Annotated in this window: 14 protein-coding genes; 6 read left to right on the top strand and 8 right to left on the bottom strand. The window is 73.6% G+C overall.

What is annotated here, in order from left to right:
- Positions 1–223 precede the first annotated feature (223 nt).
- On the top strand, positions 224–1657 hold the full coding sequence (locus tag ACIP8Z_RS15245) for an LAETG motif-containing sortase-dependent surface protein (protein ID WP_402083279.1): 1434 nt from the start codon (positions 224–226) through the stop codon (positions 1655–1657).
- Positions 1658–1768: 111 nt separating this feature from the next.
- Here ACIP8Z_RS15245 and ACIP8Z_RS15240 read toward each other — a convergent pair whose 3' ends face one another.
- On the bottom strand, positions 1769–1966 hold the full coding sequence (locus ACIP8Z_RS15240) for a hypothetical protein (RefSeq protein ID WP_402083276.1): 198 nt from the start codon (positions 1964–1966) through the stop codon (positions 1769–1771).
- Positions 1967–2152: 186 nt separating this feature from the next.
- On the opposite strand from ACIP8Z_RS15240, the gene ettA reads away from it, so the two are divergent.
- From ettA to ACIP8Z_RS15220, 4 genes are read left to right on the top strand one after another with little or no spacing between them, the layout of a single operon-like run.
- Positions 2153–3817 carry an energy-dependent translational throttle protein EttA gene (ettA, locus tag ACIP8Z_RS15235; RefSeq protein ID WP_055600388.1) on the top strand — a complete coding sequence of 555 codons (1665 nt, stop codon included), beginning with the start codon at positions 2153–2155 and terminating at the stop codon, positions 3815–3817.
- Between the two features lie 2 nt (positions 3818–3819).
- Positions 3820–4242 (top strand): thioesterase family protein, encoded by a 423-nt coding sequence (locus tag ACIP8Z_RS15230; protein WP_336624850.1) that lies wholly within the window; start codon positions 3820–3822, stop codon positions 4240–4242.
- Positions 4239–4913 carry a hypothetical protein gene (locus ACIP8Z_RS15225; RefSeq protein WP_402083273.1) on the top strand — a complete coding sequence of 225 codons (675 nt, stop codon included), beginning with the start codon at positions 4239–4241 and terminating at the stop codon, positions 4911–4913. The genes ACIP8Z_RS15230 and ACIP8Z_RS15225 overlap by 4 nt, the downstream gene beginning before the upstream one ends.
- Positions 4910–5332, top strand: coding sequence for a GNAT family N-acetyltransferase (locus ACIP8Z_RS15220; RefSeq protein ID WP_402083271.1), 423 nt, complete (start codon positions 4910–4912; stop codon positions 5330–5332). The genes ACIP8Z_RS15225 and ACIP8Z_RS15220 overlap by 4 nt, the downstream gene beginning before the upstream one ends.
- On the opposite strand, the gene ACIP8Z_RS15215 is transcribed toward ACIP8Z_RS15220, so the two are convergent.
- From ACIP8Z_RS15215 to ACIP8Z_RS15195, 5 genes are all read right to left on the bottom strand, one after another.
- On the bottom strand, positions 5238–5861 hold the full coding sequence (locus ACIP8Z_RS15215; RefSeq protein ID WP_402083268.1) for a hypothetical protein: 624 nt from the start codon (positions 5859–5861) through the stop codon (positions 5238–5240). The genes ACIP8Z_RS15220 and ACIP8Z_RS15215 overlap by 95 nt on opposite strands.
- A 201-nt stretch (positions 5862–6062) precedes the next feature.
- The gene (locus ACIP8Z_RS15210; protein ID WP_319309434.1) at positions 6063–7049 is read right to left on the bottom strand and encodes an ABC transporter ATP-binding protein; all 987 of its coding nucleotides are present in this window, start codon (positions 7047–7049) and stop codon (positions 6063–6065) included.
- Positions 7046–9877 carry an FtsX-like permease family protein gene (locus ACIP8Z_RS15205; RefSeq protein WP_402083845.1) on the bottom strand — a complete coding sequence of 944 codons (2832 nt, stop codon included), beginning with the start codon at positions 9875–9877 and terminating at the stop codon, positions 7046–7048. Before ACIP8Z_RS15205 ends, ACIP8Z_RS15210 begins: the two co-directional genes overlap by 4 nt.
- 86 nt (positions 9878–9963) lie before the next feature.
- A complete protein-coding gene (locus ACIP8Z_RS15200; RefSeq protein ID WP_402083265.1) occupies positions 9964–13317 on the bottom strand; it encodes an FtsX-like permease family protein in 3354 nt (1117 codons plus the stop codon).
- A 207-nt stretch (positions 13318–13524) separates the two neighbouring features.
- Complete coding sequence (locus tag ACIP8Z_RS15195) at positions 13525–13929, bottom strand: globin (protein ID WP_402083262.1); 405 nt, start codon at positions 13927–13929, stop codon at positions 13525–13527.
- Positions 13930–14014: 85 nt separating this feature from the next.
- On the opposite strand from ACIP8Z_RS15195, the gene ACIP8Z_RS15190 reads away from it, so the two are divergent.
- A complete protein-coding gene (locus ACIP8Z_RS15190; protein WP_402083259.1) occupies positions 14015–14989 on the top strand; it encodes a methyltransferase domain-containing protein in 975 nt (324 codons plus the stop codon).
- Here ACIP8Z_RS15190 and ACIP8Z_RS15185 read toward each other — a convergent pair.
- Both ACIP8Z_RS15185 and ACIP8Z_RS15180 read right to left on the bottom strand, forming a co-directional pair.
- Positions 14970–16346: an FHA domain-containing protein gene (locus ACIP8Z_RS15185; protein ID WP_402083256.1), complete on the bottom strand. Its 1377-nt coding sequence runs from the start codon at positions 16344–16346 to the stop codon at positions 14970–14972. The two genes, ACIP8Z_RS15190 and ACIP8Z_RS15185, sit on opposite strands and share 20 nt — an antisense overlap.
- A gap of 40 nt (positions 16347–16386) precedes the next feature.
- Complete coding sequence (locus ACIP8Z_RS15180; RefSeq protein ID WP_402083253.1) at positions 16387–17718, bottom strand: VWA domain-containing protein; 1332 nt, start codon at positions 17716–17718, stop codon at positions 16387–16389.
- Positions 17719–17731 lie beyond the last annotated feature (13 nt).

Below are 17731 nucleotides of genomic sequence, written 5' to 3'. Positions count from 1 at the left end.
GTGTTGTGGCGATTTGTCGACCAACTCGCCCTGCGTGATAACGATTCCGATTCGGAATGGTTATCTGACCGTATGGCCGGGCACCCGGGGGTTCCGCATCCCTAGGATTCCCGGGTACTCATGTGGCACGTGAGCCCATCGGGTCTGTGATCTGCTGGCGTGCGCTCCCCCCACGCGAAACCAGTCCATGGTTCGTGGAGCGACTCGCCCGGAGGGGAAAGCAATGTATTCAGTTCGTGGACGAGGCGCCGCGCGTCTCGCCGCAGCCGCCCTCGTGTCCGGCCTTGTCATGGCTGGTGCGATAGCGACCGCCGGTCCGGCGCTGGCCGACGACCCTGCCCAGGGCACCGGAGGTGTGACGGCGAAGCTCGGCGGGATGACCGACCGGGACGACGTCGAGATCGCCGAGAAGGACGGCTCGAAGTGGGGCGTCAAGGGCGGCCTCTTCAAGATGCAGGTCGAGGGCGGGGGAACTCTCCAGACCTACTGCATCGACCTCCGGACGCCGGCCAAGCACGACTTCGACTACAAGGAAGTCGGCTGGGACGAGTCCTCCCTGCACAACAACGAGAACGCCGGAAAGATCCTCTGGATCCTCGAGCACGGCTACCCGAAGCTCTCCGCCGAGGAGCTCGGCAAGAAGCTCGACGTCGACCTGTCGAAGGACGAGGCCGCCGCGGCCACCCAGGCCGCCATCTGGACCCTGTCCGACGACGTGACGGCGACGCCGAAGAGCGCCGACGCCCAGAAGCTCACCGAGCAGCTCCTGAAGGACGCGGTCAAGCTGGAGGAGCCGAAGGCCTCCCTCTCGCTCTCCCCGTCCTCGGTCGCGGGCAAGGCCGGTGACCGGCTCGGCCCGATCACCGTCTCCACCAACGCCCAGATCGCCAAGCTGACGACCGCCGCGGGCACCCCGGACGGCGTCAAGATCGTGGACAAGGACGGCAAGGCCGTCACCGAGGCCAAGAACGGCGACCAGGTCTTCTTCGACGTTCCCGCCGGCACCGCCGACGGCACCGCCGAGCTGACCGCCGAAGCCTCCACCAAGGTCTCCCTCGGCCGTGCCTTCGTCAGCATCAAGGGCAAGAGCCAGACCCTGATCCTGGCCGGCTCCAGCGAGTCGACCGTCAGCGCCAAGGCCTCGGTCACCTGGGCCAAGAAGGGTGCCGTCCCGGCCGTCACGGTCGCCAAGGACTGCGCCAAGGGCGGCCTCGAGGTCATCGCGTCCAACGAGGGCGACGAGCCCTGGACCTTCGACCTGAAGGGCACCTCGTACACCGTCGCCCCCGGTGAGAAGAAGACCATCGCGGTCCCGCTCGCCGAGGACGAGGCGTACAAGTTCACCATCACCGGCCCGAACGGCTTCGAGGAGACCTTCGAGGGCGTCCTGGACTGCAAGACGGCCACCCCCGGCCCGAAGCCGTCCGAGACCCCCACCACGGAGCCCTCGACCGAGCCCTCCCCGTCGACCACCGCTCCCACGACCGGTGACACCACGGGCGGCACCACCGGCTCCACCACGACCGGTGGCGGCGACCTCGCCGAGACCGGCAGCTCCAACGCCACCCCGATGATCGCGGGCATCGCCGCCGCGCTCGTCGTGATCGGCGGCGGCGCGGTGTTCTTCCTCCGCAAGAAGAAGACCGCCGGCGCCTGATCCCAGGCCCCTGGTGCCGGCCCCGCCGGCACCGGGAAGCCGCCCGATCCCGTGGAGTGATCCGCGTCACCTCATGATCACCCCGTGATCACCGCACGACCCCGGAACGCGTCAGCGTCCGGGGTCGTCGCACGTCCGGGCTCCGGGCTCCGGGCTCCGGGCTCCGGGCTGCGGGCTGCGCGCGCCACCCGCGCCGGTCTGCGGCGCGGAAGCGACCAGGTCGTCGCCGTCGTCGTCCGGCGGGGCGCGCGGAAGGAAGTCGGCGAGCTGCTCACGCGCGCACGCCACCCGGTCGTCCTCGCCCAGCATGTCGATGAGGCTGCGGGGGTCGGCGGGCAGAAGTGATGATCGCGACCAACAGTGACAGACCGGATACGCGGGTGTCCCGAGAACCCGCACGTCAGCGGGCTCCTCGCCTACTGGTTCGCCCCCGGGGGTGGCGGTCAGGCAAGATGGGGTGTATCTGCCCACTCACTCCTTGCCGGACGGTTTCTCTTGGCTGAGTACATCTACACGATGCGCAAGACGCGCAAGGCGCACGGCGACAAGGTCATCCTCGATGACGTGACGCTGAGCTTCCTGCCGGGTGCGAAGATCGGTGTGGTCGGCCCGAACGGTGCCGGTAAGTCCACCGTTCTCAAGATCATGGCTGGCCTTGAGCAGCCGTCCAACGGTGACGCGTTCCTGTCGCCCGGCTTCACCGTCGGCATGCTCCTCCAGGAGCCCCCGCTCGACGAGACCAAGACCGTCCTGGAGAACGTCCAGGACGGCGCCGCCGAGGTCATGGCGAAGCTGAAGCGCTTCAACGAGGTCGCCGAGCTCATGGCGACCGACTACTCGGACGCGCTCATGGACGAGATGGGCAAGCTCCAGGAGGACCTGGACCACGCCAACGCCTGGGACCTCGACGCGCAGCTCGAGCAGGCCATGGACGCCCTCGGCTGCCCGCCCAGCGACTGGCCGGTCACGAACCTCTCCGGTGGCGAGAAGCGCCGCGTCGCGCTCTGCAAGCTCCTCATCGAGGCGCCCGACCTGCTCCTCCTCGACGAGCCCACCAACCACCTCGACGCCGAGTCGGTGAACTGGCTGGAGCAGCACCTCGCCAAGTACCCCGGCACCGTCGTCGCCGTCACCCACGACCGGTACTTCCTCGACAACGTGGCCGAGTGGATCCTGGAGCTCGACCGCGGTCGCGCCCACCCGTACGAGGGCAACTACTCCACCTACCTCGACACCAAGGCCACCCGCCTCAAGGTCGAGGGCCAGAAGGACGCCAAGCGTGCGAAGCGTCTGAAGGAGGAGCTCGAGTGGGTGCGGTCGAACGCCAAGGGGCGTCAGGCCAAGTCCAAGGCCCGTCTCGCGCGCTACGAGGAGATGGCGGCCGAGGCCGACAAGATGCGGAAGCTGGACTTCGAGGAGATCCAGATCCCGCCGGGCCCGCGTCTGGGCTCGATCGTCGTCGAGGTCGAGAACCTCTCCAAGGCCTTCGGCGACAAGGTCCTCATCGACGACCTGAGCTTCACCCTGCCGCGTAACGGCATCGTCGGTGTCATCGGCCCGAACGGCGCCGGCAAGACCACGCTCTTCAAGATGCTCCAGGGTCTGGAGACCCCGGACTCCGGCTCCGTCAAGGTCGGCGAGACCGTCAAGATCTCGTACGTCGACCAGAGCCGCGCCAACATCGACCCGAAGAAGACGCTGTGGGCCGTCGTCTCCGACGAGCTCGACTACATCAACGTCGGCCACGTCGAGATGCCCTCCCGCGCCTACGTCTCCGCGTTCGGCTTCAAGGGCCCGGACCAGCAGAAGCCGGCCGGTGTGCTCTCCGGTGGTGAGCGCAACCGTCTGAACCTCGCGCTCACCCTCAAGCAGGGCGGCAACCTGCTGCTCCTCGACGAGCCCACCAACGACCTCGACGTCGAGACCCTCTCCTCGCTGGAGAACGCGCTGCTCGAGTTCCCGGGCGCGGCCGTGGTCATCTCCCACGACCGCTGGTTCCTGGACCGGGTGGCGACGCACATCCTCGCGTACGAGGGTGAGTCGAAGTGGTTCTGGTTCGAGGGCAACTTCGAGTCGTACGAGAAGAACAAGGTCGAGCGTCTCGGCCCGGACGCGGCCCGCCCGCACCGTGCCACGTACAAGAAGCTGACCCGAGGCTGAGCGTGCGCCACATCTACAGCTGTCCCCTGCGCTGGTCGGACATGGACGCCTTCGGGCACGTCAACAACGTCGTCTTCCTGCGGTACCTGGAAGAGGCGCGGATCGACTTCATGTTCCGGCTCGCGCCGGGGGACGGTTCCCCCTCGTTCTCCGGCGGGTCCGTCGTGGCCCGGCACGAGATCGACTACGTGCGGCCGCTGGTCCACCGGCACGAGCCGGTGACCATCGAGTCCTGGGTGACGAAGATAGGCGCGGCGTCGCTGACGATCGCGTACGAGATCAAGGACCCCGAGGTCACGTACGTACGGGCGTCCACGGTCGTCGTGCCCTTCGACCTGGAGGCACAGCGGCCGCGCAGGATCTCCGCCGAGGAGCGCGAGTTCCTCCAGGAGTACGTCGACGACGGGATGACGTCCGCAGCATGACCGTGCTCGCGCCGCTGCACTTCGCCGACGCCAGGGAGGCGGCGGCCCTCGCCGCCTTCCTGACCCGGCTGGTCCACTACGACCGGGCCGCCGCCGTCCGCCTCCAGGCGGGGGGCGGGGCGCTGGCCGTCTTCGGTCGGCCGGCGTCCTTCGAGGTGCTCGCGATCCGTACGGCCCGGCTGGTCGACGACGTCGACCTCGACGTCACCGTCTCCGCCGGTGAACTCCTCGAAGGCGTCGAGGAGTCGGCGGGCAAGGCGGTCGTACCGGACTCCGTCACCGGGCCCCCGTGGACCGGTGTCCTCCCGCCCCGCGCCGGCTGGCGGCCGGTCGCCGGGCTGCCCGGCGCCGCCGAGATGCGTGGCGCGGTCGCCGCGGCCGTCGCCGAATTCCGGGCGCGGGACGAGGAGTTGTCCGAGGAGCTCCGCACCAGGGCCGAGCGCGACCGGATCGGCCGTGAGATCTGGTCCCGGACCCTCGGGCCCACCGGACTCCCGCTGCGGGCCGTGCACGCCGCGCAGTCGCTGGGCTTCCTCCCGGCCGCGGACACCGAGGCCCCGGTCGCCCTCTTCGCCTCCGGTCCCTGGCTGCGACTCCGCACCCCGTACGGCTCGATCGCCGTCCGTACGGTGTCCATGGCGCTGACCGTCACCCCCGGCGGCCCCGCGTGACGGACCTCGTCGTCGAGGTCGACGCGGAGCTCACCGGCGACGAGCTCAACGCCCTCTTCCACGCCGCCTGGCCCGGGCACCGGGACACCGACTTCGGCCCCGTCCTGACCCGCAGCCTCCTCCGGGCCACCGCCCGCCGGGCGGGCAGGCTCGTCGGGTACGTGAACGTCGTCGGGGACGGGGGCGTGCACGCCTTCCTCCTCGACACCACCGTCCACCCCGACGAGCGCCGGCAGGGGCTCGGCGTCACCCTCGTACGGGCCGCCGCCGAGGCCGCCCGGCAGCGCGGCGCGCACTGGCTGCACGTGGACTTCGAGCCGCACCTCACCGCCTTCCACGAGCGGTGCGGCTTCCGGCCGACGGCGGCCGGTCTGATGGACCTGACCGGGTCTCCCGCTCCCGTCGGCCCGCGCGGCTGAACCTCCGCGCCCCCGCCGTCGCGGCCGCGAGCAGCAGGACGGCGAAGACCGCCTGGCCCCAGGGCGGGGACGAGCCCGCCACCGCCGGTGCCACCCGTCGCCGGGGATCGTAGGCGACCCGTACCTCACCGCCGTCCGGGGCGAGCCGGCGGTTCTCCGCCAGGGCCGACGGATAGGCGCCCGGGCAGCGCAGGGTGTGGCGGTACACGGTCCGCTCGCCGCCGCCCTCGCCGACCGAGACGTGCTTCTCCTCGTGGACCTTCACCACGACACAGTCCGCGACCGCCCCGCGCGAGGCCCACTGGTCGGCGGTGGCCACCGTGAGCAGCAGCGCGCCGACCAGCGCCAGCGCGCCCCAGAGGCCCATCACCCCGTCGACGAGCAGGTAGTAGGCCACGGCCGCGGCGAGGACCGCCGCCCCGCCGACCATGACCGCGACCGTGGTGGACGGCGCCGAGGCGCTTCCGAAGGACCAGGCCGACCAGGCGTAGACGGCCACCGCGCAGAACGCGGGCAGGAGCGTGGCCACCCAGCCCTTCGCGCCGGCCCGGCTCTGTGCCTTTGCCGGGTTCTCCGCCCCCGCCGGGCTCCCCGTACCCGCCGGGCTTCCCGTACCCGCCGGGCTCCCCGCGCTCGACGGACTTCCCGCGCCCGACGGGCGCCCCGTACCCCTAGATGACATGGACATCACCCCCGCAGGGTGGGACGTCCCGCGGCGCCGCCCGGTTGCTCAGCCCTCCGCGTCGTCCGGCCACACCCCGATGTGGTCCTGCTCCAGCTCCAGGGCCACCCGGTGCTCCATGCCGAGCGCCTGCGTGTAGTCAGCCGGGAGCTGGAGCCGGCCGGCGCGGTCGAGCATCGCGTACTCCCGGGCCACCAGGGACTCCTTGCCCTGCTCGTCGACCTCCGTGCGGCGCAGGACCTCCGAGGAGGTGCGGCCGTCGCGGATGGCGACCGTGCGGCGGACCTCGGAGGCGACCGCCTGGTCGTGGGTGACGATCACGATCGTCGTGCCCAGTTCCTCGTTGGCGCGGCGGAAGGCCGCGAAGACCTGCTCGCCGGTGGCCGAGTCCAGCTCGCCCGTCGGCTCGTCGGCGAGGAGCACGGCCGGGTTGTTGGCCAGGGCGACCGCGATGGCCACCCGCTGCTGCTGGCCGCCGGAGAGCTGGTGCGGCCGCCGGTCGCGGGCCTCCGCGATGCCCAGCATCGCGAGGAGCTCCTCGGCGCGCTCCGCCTTGTGCTTCGCGCGGCCCTTCAACTGCATCGGCAGCGCCACGTTCTGGGCTGCCGTCAGATAGGGGAGCAGGTTGCGGGCGGTCTGCTGCCAGACGAAGCCGACGACCTCGCGTCGGTAGCGCAGCCGTGCCTTGCCGTCCATCGCGAGCAGATCGGCTCCGGCGACCCGGGCCGCGCCGGCGGTCGGCACGTCCAGGCCCGCGAGGATGTTCATGAGCGTCGACTTGCCGGAGCCCGAGGCGCCGACCAGGGCCATCAACTCGCCCTCCTTCACGAGGAGGTCGAGCCCCTGGAGCGCCTGCACCTCCACCCCGTCCGTGGTGAAGATCCGGACGAGGCGGTCGCAGGCGATGAGCGCGTCATGGCCGTACGAGGGCCGGTCGCGCCGCGCGGTCGCCTTCCGCTCCAGCTCCTCCAGAGTGGTGGGGTCGGAGGCGGACCCGACCGCACCGGCCCGGATCGACGTGTCGGTCTTCGTCATCGTGCGTCTCCTGCCCTGAGTTCCTTGATCGAGCCCCTGCGTCCCGCCCACCAGGCCTGTCCGGCCGCCGCCACCGCCGTGATCAGGACGACCGCGACCGCCGGCACCACCAACGACCACGGGTCCGCCCGCAGCGGCGCGCTGTCCAGCGGGGCGAAGCCCGGTGTCGTCGCGAGCGCGAGCCGGAACAGGTCGATGCCGGGCGCGAGCAGCGGCACCGTCGCCCAGCCGACGAGCGTGCCGCCGAGCGCCGCGAGGATCGCCTGCGGCAGCGCCTCGAGGCCGAGCAGCCGCCGGCCCTGCTTGCGGGTCAGGCCCATCGTCCGCAGCCGCGCGAGCAGCGTGGTCCGCTCCGGGGCGCTCTGCATCAGCGAGAGCAGCACGGCCACCACGGCGAACCCGGCGCCCGCGCCGATCGCGCCCAGGTACATCCGCTCGGCGCCCGACTGGAGCGGCGAGTCCACATAGCCGGCCCGCTCCTCGGTCCGCATCGACACCAGGAGCGCGTCGGACCGGCCCTTCACCGCGGCCCGCAGCGCGGCCCCGTCCCTCGGGCCCGTGACGAGCAGCGCCGTGTTCGCCCGGTGGGTGAGGTCGGCGGCGTTGACCAGGAGGAAGTCGGCGCCCTGCAGGGCCGGGGTGGTCGACCGGACCGCGACGATCCGCACCCGGAACACCCCGGCCGCCGACACGATCTCCTGCGGCGCGCCGCCGAGCCGCGCGGCGACCGAGGGCGAGGCGATCGCGGGCAGGACCCGCTCCGTGTCCGCCGCGGCCTCCTTGCCGCCCTTGCCCGTCGAGGCGAGCAGCGCCGCCGGGAAGGCGCCGAAGCCGGTCCGCCGCGCGTGCCGGGTGTACGAGTCGGGTTCGACGCCCACGAGGGCCGAGCTCATCGGCTGGGCGGAGGTGTTCCCGGGGGACGGCAGCGACACCCCGTACTCGATCTGCAGCGGTGTCACGTCCCGTACGCCCGCGGTGCCGCGCACCGCATCGGTGAGGCCGGCCGGCAGCGGGGTCCACTCGACCGAGCCGTCGATCCGGGCGTCCGCGCCGGTCGCGAGGAGCGCCGCCCGGTCGCGGGCGTCGGCGACGCCGGCCAGGACGGAGCCGCCGAAGGCCGCCGTGGTCAGGGCGAGGACGAGCGCGAGCAGGGGCAGGGTGCCCGCCGATGACGTGCGTCCTGCGCGGGCCAGGGCCAGCGGGCCGACGGCCCCGCGCAGCCGGCGGGCCGGGCGGGCCGCCCACCGCAGGGGCAGCGGATAGATCCGTACGAGCACCATGGCGGCGATCAGGCCGACGAGCACCGGGGCGGCGCTCACCAGATGGTCCCCGGAGTCTCCGGTGCCACGGAGCCGCAGCGAGGCGACCGCGCCCACGGCCAGGACGAGCAGGGTGAGTTCGAGGACCGTACGGCGCCGGGAGGGGCGGGCGGTGAGCAGATCGTCGCGCCCGCCGTGCAGCCGCGGGCGCCGGTGCAGGACGACGGCCCGCAGCGGCAGGACCAGCATCGCGACGAGGGCGACGGCGGAGGCGGCGAGGACCGAGGGGAGCAGCGGGATTCCACCGAGGACGCCGTCGGACCCGCCGTCCGGGCCGCGTACCGTCACCACCGCGAGTCCCAGGGCGAGCACCGCGGCCGGTACGGCGACCGCCGAGGTCTCGCCGAGCAGGCGCAGCCCGATTCCGGTGAGCGAGGCGCCTCGGGAGCGGATCAGGGCCAGTTCGCTGTCCCGGCGGGCGACGAAGAGTCCGCCGGTCATGGCGAGGACGACCGCCGCGACCGCGCCGATCCCGAAGACGGCGACGGCCACGACCGGATTGATCGCCTCGCGCATCGAACCGTACGAGCCGACGATCGAGTCGAGCTGGGTGGTCAGCGCACCGGTGGGTCCCACGACTTCGCGGATCCTGACCAGGTCGGGGCCGCCGGCCGCCGCGTCGAGCGCCGCGCTCAGCCGGTCGGTGTCCCGCCCGGTGAGATGTCCGGCGGTGGGCATGTACCGGAAGAAGACCTCGGGCTCGCCGGTGGTGGAGAGCAGCGCGGGCGCCGAGGTGGGGGAGAGCAGCAGTGCTCCCTGCCAGTAGTACTTGATCTCGTCGCCGACCAGGGGGGCGAGCGTCGGGGTGCGGAGCAGCGGCTCCACCGCCCAGTACGGGCCCTCGGGGCGGCGGGGCTCCACGATCCCGGTGATCGTCAGGGCGATCGGTTCCGCGCTGACCCGGCCCGGTACGTGCACGACGGAGCCGGGCTTCAGGCGCAGCGCCTCGGCGGTCTTCGCGGTCACCACCGCCTCCGGGGCGCGGGCCGTGCCCGCGGCGAGGCGGCCCTCGCGGAGCGTGGTGTGTTCCGGCAGGCCCGACGGGGAGGAGAGCACGAACTCGGGGGAGATGCCGTCCGGCCGGGGCAGCCACGGGTCGAGCCCCTCGACCCGCTTGACCGTGCGCAGGCCGTGGACGGTCTGCTCCGGGTCGGTCCGCAGCGGCTCGGGCAGCAGGGCCCGCGCCTCGTCGCGCTGCTTCCGGAGCACGGCGGGGGCCAGGCCGGCCTCGCGTACGGGCAGGTCGAGTTCGAGGCCCGGCGGCTCGGCGGTCAGTTCGAGGACGCTGTTGCGGGGTGCGGCGGTCCGGATGTCGTGCCGCAGCCCCTCGGTCTCGTACGCGTCCACGGCGCGCGGCAGCGCGGCCGCGAGGTAGGCGGTGACGAGGACGAGGGCGGCGAGGGAGGCGGCGGCCCAGGGCGCGGTCCGCAGCCGGGTCCGCACCCAGGGGGCGACGGCGCGGGCGGGCTTCTCGGACCGGGGCGACCGGGGCGACCGGGACCGGGACATGTCGGGTGCCTTCCTGCGTACGGCGGGTGTGTCGGGGGTCTTCCGGTGCGGGCCCTCGTCCGGGTGCTCCCCGGCCGTGCCGGACATCAGTTCTCCCCCTGGTGGCGCAGCGTCACGACCGGGTCGGTGCGCCGCAGGGCGATCGCGGCGACCATGGCGAGCGGCAGCGCGGCGACGCCGGCGAGCAGCAGGACCACCTGGCCGAGGGGCAGTTCGACCAGGACCGGGGGTACGGGCCGGGCTGCCTGGCCGGTCAGGACGACGAGCGGGACGACGGCCCGGGCCAGGACGGCGCCGAGCCCGATGCCGATGACGAGGCCGATGCCGATGAGGAGCCCCTGTTCGGCGGCGATCAGCCGGGCGAGACGGCGGCGGGGTGCGCCGAGCGCCCGCAGGACGCCGAACTCGGCGGACCGTTCCCGCATGGCGCCGGCCGAGCCGACCGCGAATCCGACGGCGGCGAGCGCCGCCGCGGCGGCGGCGACCGCCATGAGCGCGGCGTTGGGGCCGGCGCCGAGCGGGTCGCCGAGCAGTTCGGCGGCGATCTCGTCGCGTACGAGGACCTGGGCGGGGTCGGCGTTGGGCCGGGCGCGCAGGGCGGCGGCGACGTCGTCGGCCCGGCCGGGGTCGACGGTCAGCCACCACTCGGTCGCCGCCACGGTCGAGGCATCGCCGGTGGACAGGTACTGGTTGACGGAGGCCAGGTCGAGGAGGATCGTTCCGCCGTCCTCGGGGGTGGCGACGGGGCTGGTCGCCGACGCGACCTGGGCGCCGGGGCCTGTGGTGGGCAGTTCCTCGACGACGCGGGAGACGGTGACGTTGATCCGGCGGCCGCCGAGGGCGATCTCGATCACGTCGCCGGGCCTGGCGCCGGCCGCCGTCATGAAGGTTCCGGTGGCCACGGCCGAGAGGCGGCCGGGCGCCTTGGGCCCGGGCGCCTTCATACGGACGACGAACTCCTCCGCCGACCAGAACATCTCGCTCAGGGGCGTGCCGGAGACGGCGAAGGTGAGGGCGTACGGGGCGGGGCGGCCGCCGGGGCCGGCGGCGCCGGGCACGCCGGAGGTGGGGACGGGGTTCTGGGGGTCGCCCTGCTTGGTCTGCTCGAAGGAGTGCGACCAGGAGCCGAGGACCGTCCCGGGGGCGTGGACCTTCTCGCCGCCGTCCGCGCCGACGACCCCGAAACGCTCCACGTGGAGGGTCTGGGAGCCCTTCGCGTCGGCGGTGATCTCTCCGTTGAACTCCAGCCCGACGAGGGTGAGCAGCCCGGCGGAGCCACGGGTGCCGTCGGCGCCGCCGGGGCGGGCCAGGGAGGCGATGTCGAGGGTCAGCCGGTGCGTCCGGCCGTCGTCGGGCAGCGACCCCAGGGCCCGTCGGTACGGGACGCCGTTCGGGTCCTCCAGGACCGCGGTGACCCGGGTGCCGCCCTTCGGCTCGGCGAGCCGCAGGTCGGCGGTGAGCGTCCGGGTGCCGGCGGGCAGCGGGAGGCCGGGGCGGGTGGCGGCCTTGGGGGCCAGCGGGGAGAGGAGGGAGCGGACGGGGGCGTCGGCGAGGTCGGAGCGGAGCAGCATGCCGTCGGCGGCGTTACGGGTGTCCACGGCCAGGACGGTCGCGTTCTTCCCGGTCAGGTCCATGGTGGTGCGGTGCACCGGGGCCACGGCACGGACGCCGGGCACCTTGCCCAGCTGTTCGGTCTCGGTGGGTTCACCGGGGCCGGCGCTGAGGACGCGGACGGCCGCGCCGACGCGGAAGTCGGCCTGGTCGCGCTGCGAACGCTCCCAGGAGCCGCTCTGTCCGATGGCCAGCATGCCCATCGCCACGGCGAGGACGAGCAGCAGGACGGGGCCCGCGCCGCGCAGCGGCCGCCGGCTGAACTGCCAGCCGGCGAGGGCCGCGGAGAGACCGCGCCCACCCGCCGCGCGCCGCTCGGCCAGCTTGGCGGCGGGCGGCAGCAGACGCAGCGTCAGGACGGTGCCGGCGAGCAGGGCGAGGGCGGGCGCGGCGACCAGGACCGGGTCGATGGAGCCGCCGCCGTCCCCGTCCGCGCCGAGCGTGCCGCCCGCGGCGGCGGGCCGCTGCAACTGCCAGTAGGCGACGGCGGCGATGGCGAGGAGGCCGAGGTCCGCCCCGGCCCGTACGGGACCGGGCAGCGAGGCCGAGCGGGCCTTGCGCAGCGAGACGACGGAGCCGTCCCCGGCGGCCAGCGCGGGCGCGACGACGGCCGCGGCGCAGCACAGGGCGACGGCGGCGGCCACCAGCCACACCTGGAGCGACGGGGCCGTCTCCAGCCGTACGCCGAAGGAGGAGAGCGCGGACCGCTCGGCGAAGAGCCGGGTCAGCGGTTCGGACAGGAGCGGGGCGGCGACCGCGGCGGGCAGGGCGAGCAGCAGCGCCTCGGCGGCGGCGAGCCCGGCGATCCGGCGGCGCGAACCACCGCGGGCCCGCAGCAGAGCGGTCTCCCCGGACCGTTCGGTGCTGAGCAGCCGGGCGACGAGCAGCAGCGCGTACGCGGCGAGGAGGATCAGCTGGACCGCGACGATCAGCAGGGTGGAGCGGGAGACGAGCAGGGACCGCTGGGTCTGCTCCAGGACGGTGGGGAGCGCGGTGGACGCGGCGACCGTCGTACCGAACCGGTCGGTGGCACCGGCCAGCGCCTTCGGGCCCTCGGTCGCGGTGGCGCGCAGGGTGTCGATGCGGTCGGTGGTGAAGCCGGTGAAGTCGGCGGAGCCCAGCCAGGACGTCTCGCCGATGGTCAGCGCGCCGGAGGCCATGACGGCCGGGTCGACGAGCAGCGGCCCGTACGTCGTGAACGCGACCGTCCGCACACCGCGGCCCCCGGCCGGATCCAGCTGCCAGTACAGGTCGGCGGTGTCGGCGGGCCGGTAGACGCCGGTGACCCGGGCCTTCACCTTCCGGGCGTCGAGCCGGTCGGTGAGGTCGAGCACGGCCCCGGGAGCGATCTTCAGCCGCCGTGCGGCCTCCTCGGGCAGCGCCGTCTCGACGACACCGGCCGTGCGGGCGGCCGAGGGCCAGGCGCCCTTGACGAGGGAGAGCCGCGAGCGGTCGAGCGCGGCGAAGTGCGTCAGGTCGGGGTCGCCCTTACGGGCGGCGGGCGGCTGAAGACTCCGGGGCAGCGCGTACGGCCCCGAGCGCTCGAGCCGCCGTACGGTCACGGGCAGCCCGTCGAAGGTCTGCCGCATCCCCTCCTGGACGGCCTCCTCGGCGCTCGCCCTGTTGGCGGCGGGCACCTGCCCGCTCACGAGCAGCGAGGCGGCGGCCGCGGAACGTCCCCGCAGCCCCGCCTGGAGCGCGGCGTCCCCGATCGCCCCGGAGAACGAGGCGAGGGTGGCGAGCACCGAGGTCGTCAGGAGCACGGCGAGGAGTGCCGCGGCGAGCAGCAGCCGGTGCGCCCTGACACGCAGAAATACGAACCCCGTCACCCATCCCCCTGGCCACCCTGATCACGGTGCGCACGTCGAACATGTGCCGAACGCTCCCGAAACTTCTCTCGGATGCTTTCAGAGTGCATGTGCCGCTGGAAACCGCTTGCGGTCCCACCTTGATCCGATCGTGACCGTTATTCGGGGTTCCGACTCCGGAATGTGTCCGTCCGTGGAGGTGGGGCGGCGAGGGGGTGTGAGGGGCCGTCAGCCGGCCGTGTTCACCATCGACGCCGCCGCGTACGTCAGATAGCGCCACAGCTCGGCCTCGTGCTCCGGGGCCAGTCCGAGGCCGTCCAGGGCCGCGCGCATGTGACGGAGCCACGCGTCGTGGGCCGCCTGGTCCACGGTGAACGGAGCGTGGCGCATCCGCAGGCGCGGGTGGCCGCGGTGGTCGCTGTAGGTGCGGGGGCCGCCCCAGTACTGCATGAGGAAGAGCGTGAGACGCTCCTCCGCCGGGCCCAGGTCCTCCTCCGGGTACATCGGGCGGAGCAGCGGGTCACCCGCGACGCCCTCGTAGAAACGGCGGACCAGACGGCGGAAGGTCTCCTCGCCGCCGACCTGCTCGTAGAAGGTCTGCTCCTGCACTGTTTCCCCGGGAATCTCGTTCACCATTCCATCGTCTCAGATGCCCCGACCTAGGTCGGGAGGTCCAGGACCGCTCGCCGGGGCCTCCGGGCGGCGGGACAGTGGAGGCATGGGTGAGCGGCGGGACGAGTTCGCCGAGGCCGGCGCGCGGGCGCGACGGGCGCTCGTGCGGGAGATCGAGACCGAGGGCGTGCTGCCCGACGCCCGCTGGCGGAAGGCCTTCGCCGAGGTCCCGCGCCATCTCTTCGTGCCCTACTACTACGTCCCCGGCACCGGCGGCTACGAACGGCTCTGGTCCGGCGATCCCGAGCCCGGACGCCGGGACCGCTGGCTGGACGGGGCCTACGCGGACACCGCGATCGCCACCCGGGTACGGGACGGGGAGCTGGTCTCCTCCGCCAGTCAGCCCTCCCTGATGGCCCTGATGCTCCACGCCCTCGACGTCCGCGACGGGGACGACGTCCTGGAGATCGGCGCCGGGACCGGCTACCACGCCGCCCTGCTCTGCCACCGCCTCGGCGCGGAGCACGTGACCACCGTCGACCTGGACGAGGAGATCGCCGAGTCCGCCCGGACCCATCTGGCCGCCGCCGGGTACGGGCCCGCCGTGATCGCCGCCGACGGCGCCCGCGGCTGCCCGGAGCGGGCCCCGTTCGACCGGATCGTGGCGACCTGCGCGATGCCCTCGGTCCCGTACGCCTGGCTCGCCCAGTGCAGGCCCGGTGCCCTGGTGCTCGCACCGCTCTCCACCGGGCTCCTGCGGCTGCGGGTGCACGACGTCGCCCACGCGGAGGGACGGTTCCTCGCGACCTCGGCGTACTTCGTGGCGCTGCGGGGCGTCGCGGGACGGGTCCCGCGCCACGGCCCGGCCGGGGACGAGCGCTTCCGCTTCTTCTGGGGTCTGGTGGACCAGGCCCTGGACAGGAACGAAGCGCTCTCGCTCTGGCTGCGCGAGGGGCGGCCCGAGCGGGAGCGCTTCGGTGTGACGGTCAGCGGCGAGCGACAGTGGGCCTGGCTGGACGACCCCGGAGGGCCGTACGCCTGGCCGCTGCTCCGAGAGGGACTCAGCCCACCCGGATCGTGATCGTCGTCCAGGCGCCGACGTGCACCCGGTCGCCGTCCTGGAGCTGGACGGGGACGTAGGGCTGGATCGGCTCCTCGCCGCCGTTGATCGTGGTGCCGTTGGTGGAGTTCTGGTCCACCACCGCCCACGAACCGTCCGGCTGCTGCACGAGCACGGCGTGCTGGTGCGAGACGCCCGGGTCCTCCGGCGGCACCGCCAGGTCGATGTCCGGGGACTCGCCGGTGGAGTGCCGGCGACGGCCGATGGAGATCTGGTTGCCCTGGAGCGGCAGGTGCTTGTCCGGCGAGTACGCGGGCAGGTTCAGCCCGCCGGCCTCCGGGCCGCTGCGCTGCATCATCGCCATGAAGTACTCGCGGTCCGGACCGATGACCGCGGTCCAGGTCAGTGGCTGCCGCGGCGGCTGGAACTGCTGCTGCGGGGGCGCCTGGAACTGCTGCTGCTGTGGCGGCGGCGGTGCCATGTGCGGCGGGGGTCCCTGGTGCTGCGGCTGCTGCGGGGGCGCCTGGTGCTGCTGCGGAGGCGGCCCCTGGTGTTGCGGCGGCTGCGGAGGTGCCTGGTGCTGCGACGGCGGCGAGAGCACCCAGTCGTCGTCCGCGCGGGGCTGCGGCGGCGCGGGCGGCGCCGGGGCCTGGGGCGGAGCGCCCGGCGGCGCGGACGGGGTCTGGAGGTACGCCGGAGGCGCGGGCGACTGCTGACCGGGCGGCCCGAAGGGGTCGCCCTGACCGGCCGCGCCGGGCGGCTGCTGCGCCGGCGGGCGCTGCGGCGGGGCCTGGTGGTGCGTGGGGTCGCTGCCCAGCGGCTCGGCGGGACGGTTCACCTGCGAGGGCCGCGAGCCCTGGTAGCCGAACGGGTCCTGCCCCGGCGGCGGTCCCTGCTGCCCGTGCGGTCCCTGCGGACCGGGCTGGCCCGGGTGGCCCTGCTGCGGACCCGGCTGGCCCTGCTGCGGGCCCGGCGGCGTGGACTGGAAGCCCGGCGGCAGGTTCAGACCGGGCGGCGGGCCCGCCGGGCGCGCGTTCTGCGGGGCCACCGGCGTGTACGAGGTCGCCGTGTTCGTGAGGAAGTTCCAGCGGCACTCCTCGCAGAACGGCGCCATGTGCTCGCGCGGCGTCCGGCACTGCGGGCAGAGCTCGGCCTGGGCCGTCGCGTTCGGGTCGCCACCGTGGCCGAAGCCACCGGGAGCACCGGGTGCGTCGTAGCCACCGGGGCCACCAGGGCCGGGATATCCGTACGCGGGGGGCGGCGGCGGGGGAGGCGGCGGTACGGCACCCGTCGGCGCACCCGCCCCGGCCATGCGATGGCCGCAGACCTCGCACCAGTCGTCGGAGACCGACTGGTGTCCGTTCGGGCAGGTCGGCATGTCGGTGCTTCCCCCTCTCGTCGTCCGGCCCGTGGCCGGGCTACCTCTTGACGCGAACGGTCTTGGTGGAGCGGGTCTCGAGTGTCATCTCGTCCGCTTCCGCGACCTTCGCCTTCAAACGCACAGTACCGGTCGCCGCATCGACGACGTCGACCACCTTCGAAAGCAGTTTCGCCGTATCCGCGTTGCCGGAGGCCGCCGCGAGCTGCACCGCGCGGCCCAGTTTCGCCGTCGCACCGTCGTGATCGCCCGATTTGCGGGCATCCAGCCCCTGCTGGATGACGTCCGCGAGCTCGGCCTGGCCCGTGTAGTGGGCGACCTGGGGGTTGATCGACGTCGACATCGCCAGGTCGTCGGTCCACACCGCCCGTACCAGTCCTTGGGACAGCGGCTTCGGGTCGCCGCCCAGCGGGTCCGGCGCGATCAGGGAGACCCGGGCCGCCAGCATCTCCTGGCCGATCGCGGCCTGCGGGACCCGCACGCTCACGTGGTAGTCGCGGGACTCGTCGCCCCAGGAGCCCGTCGGGTAGTCCCCGGCGCGCGGTCCGGCCTCCGTACGGCGCCCGGTCAGGTCCTCGACCGTCGGCGCCACCTGCTTCACATAGGCGATCTCCACCCCGACCGGGGTCCACAGCCGCAGTGCGACGTCCGCCACGCCCTTGCCCATCGCCTGCTCCATCATCGCCGTGAAGTCGGCGGCGAGGGCGGCCGGGTCGGCGACGATGTCGGCGGAGCCGAGGAGCGCCGAGGCGATCCCGGTGACCTCCTTGACCTCCCAGTCGGTGCCCACCCCACGGGCGTCGCAGGTGAAGCGGCCGGCGCAGGCGTCGAGCGCGGCCCGCAGCTCCTCCGGCGACTCGTGCTCGTTGCGGCCGTCGGTGAGCAGGATGCCGTGCCGGATGGTGAGCCCGCCGGTGGAGAGCAGCCGGTCCGCGAGCCGCAGCCAGGTGCCGATGGCCGTGCCGCCGCCCGCGCTCAGCCGGCGCAGCGACTCCTTGGCCTCGGCCCGGGTCCTGGCGTCGGCGACGGCGAGCCCGCCGTTCCCCGGGTAGACCTCCTTCGCCACGTGCGTACCGGCGACGACGGCGAAGGCCGTGCCGTCGCGCAGGGTGTCCACGGCGGCGGCGGTCGCCTCACGGGCGCCGCGCATCTTGGTGGCGGGGTAGTCCATCGAGCCGGAGCAGTCGACCATGATCACGACACCGGCCGTGCCGCCGCCCGCCGGGACGAGCGGCTGCCGGCCGGTGGTGCCGCCGCCGGTCGAGGTGACCGTGACGATCGCGCTGACGTCCCGGCCGCCCTCGGGCAGGAACTCGTTCTGGTAGACGTCCACCGAGAACTGCGGCACGGTCGACTTGGAGAAGTTCGCCATCTGTTACGGCTCC

The sequence above is a fragment of the Streptomyces sp. NPDC088553 genome (genome assembly GCF_044752965.1).
Classification (GTDB): domain Bacteria; phylum Actinomycetota; class Actinomycetes; order Streptomycetales; family Streptomycetaceae; genus Streptomyces.
The sequence above is the reverse complement of the archived record's forward strand: the minus strand, read 5'-3'. Positions and strand labels throughout refer to the sequence as shown.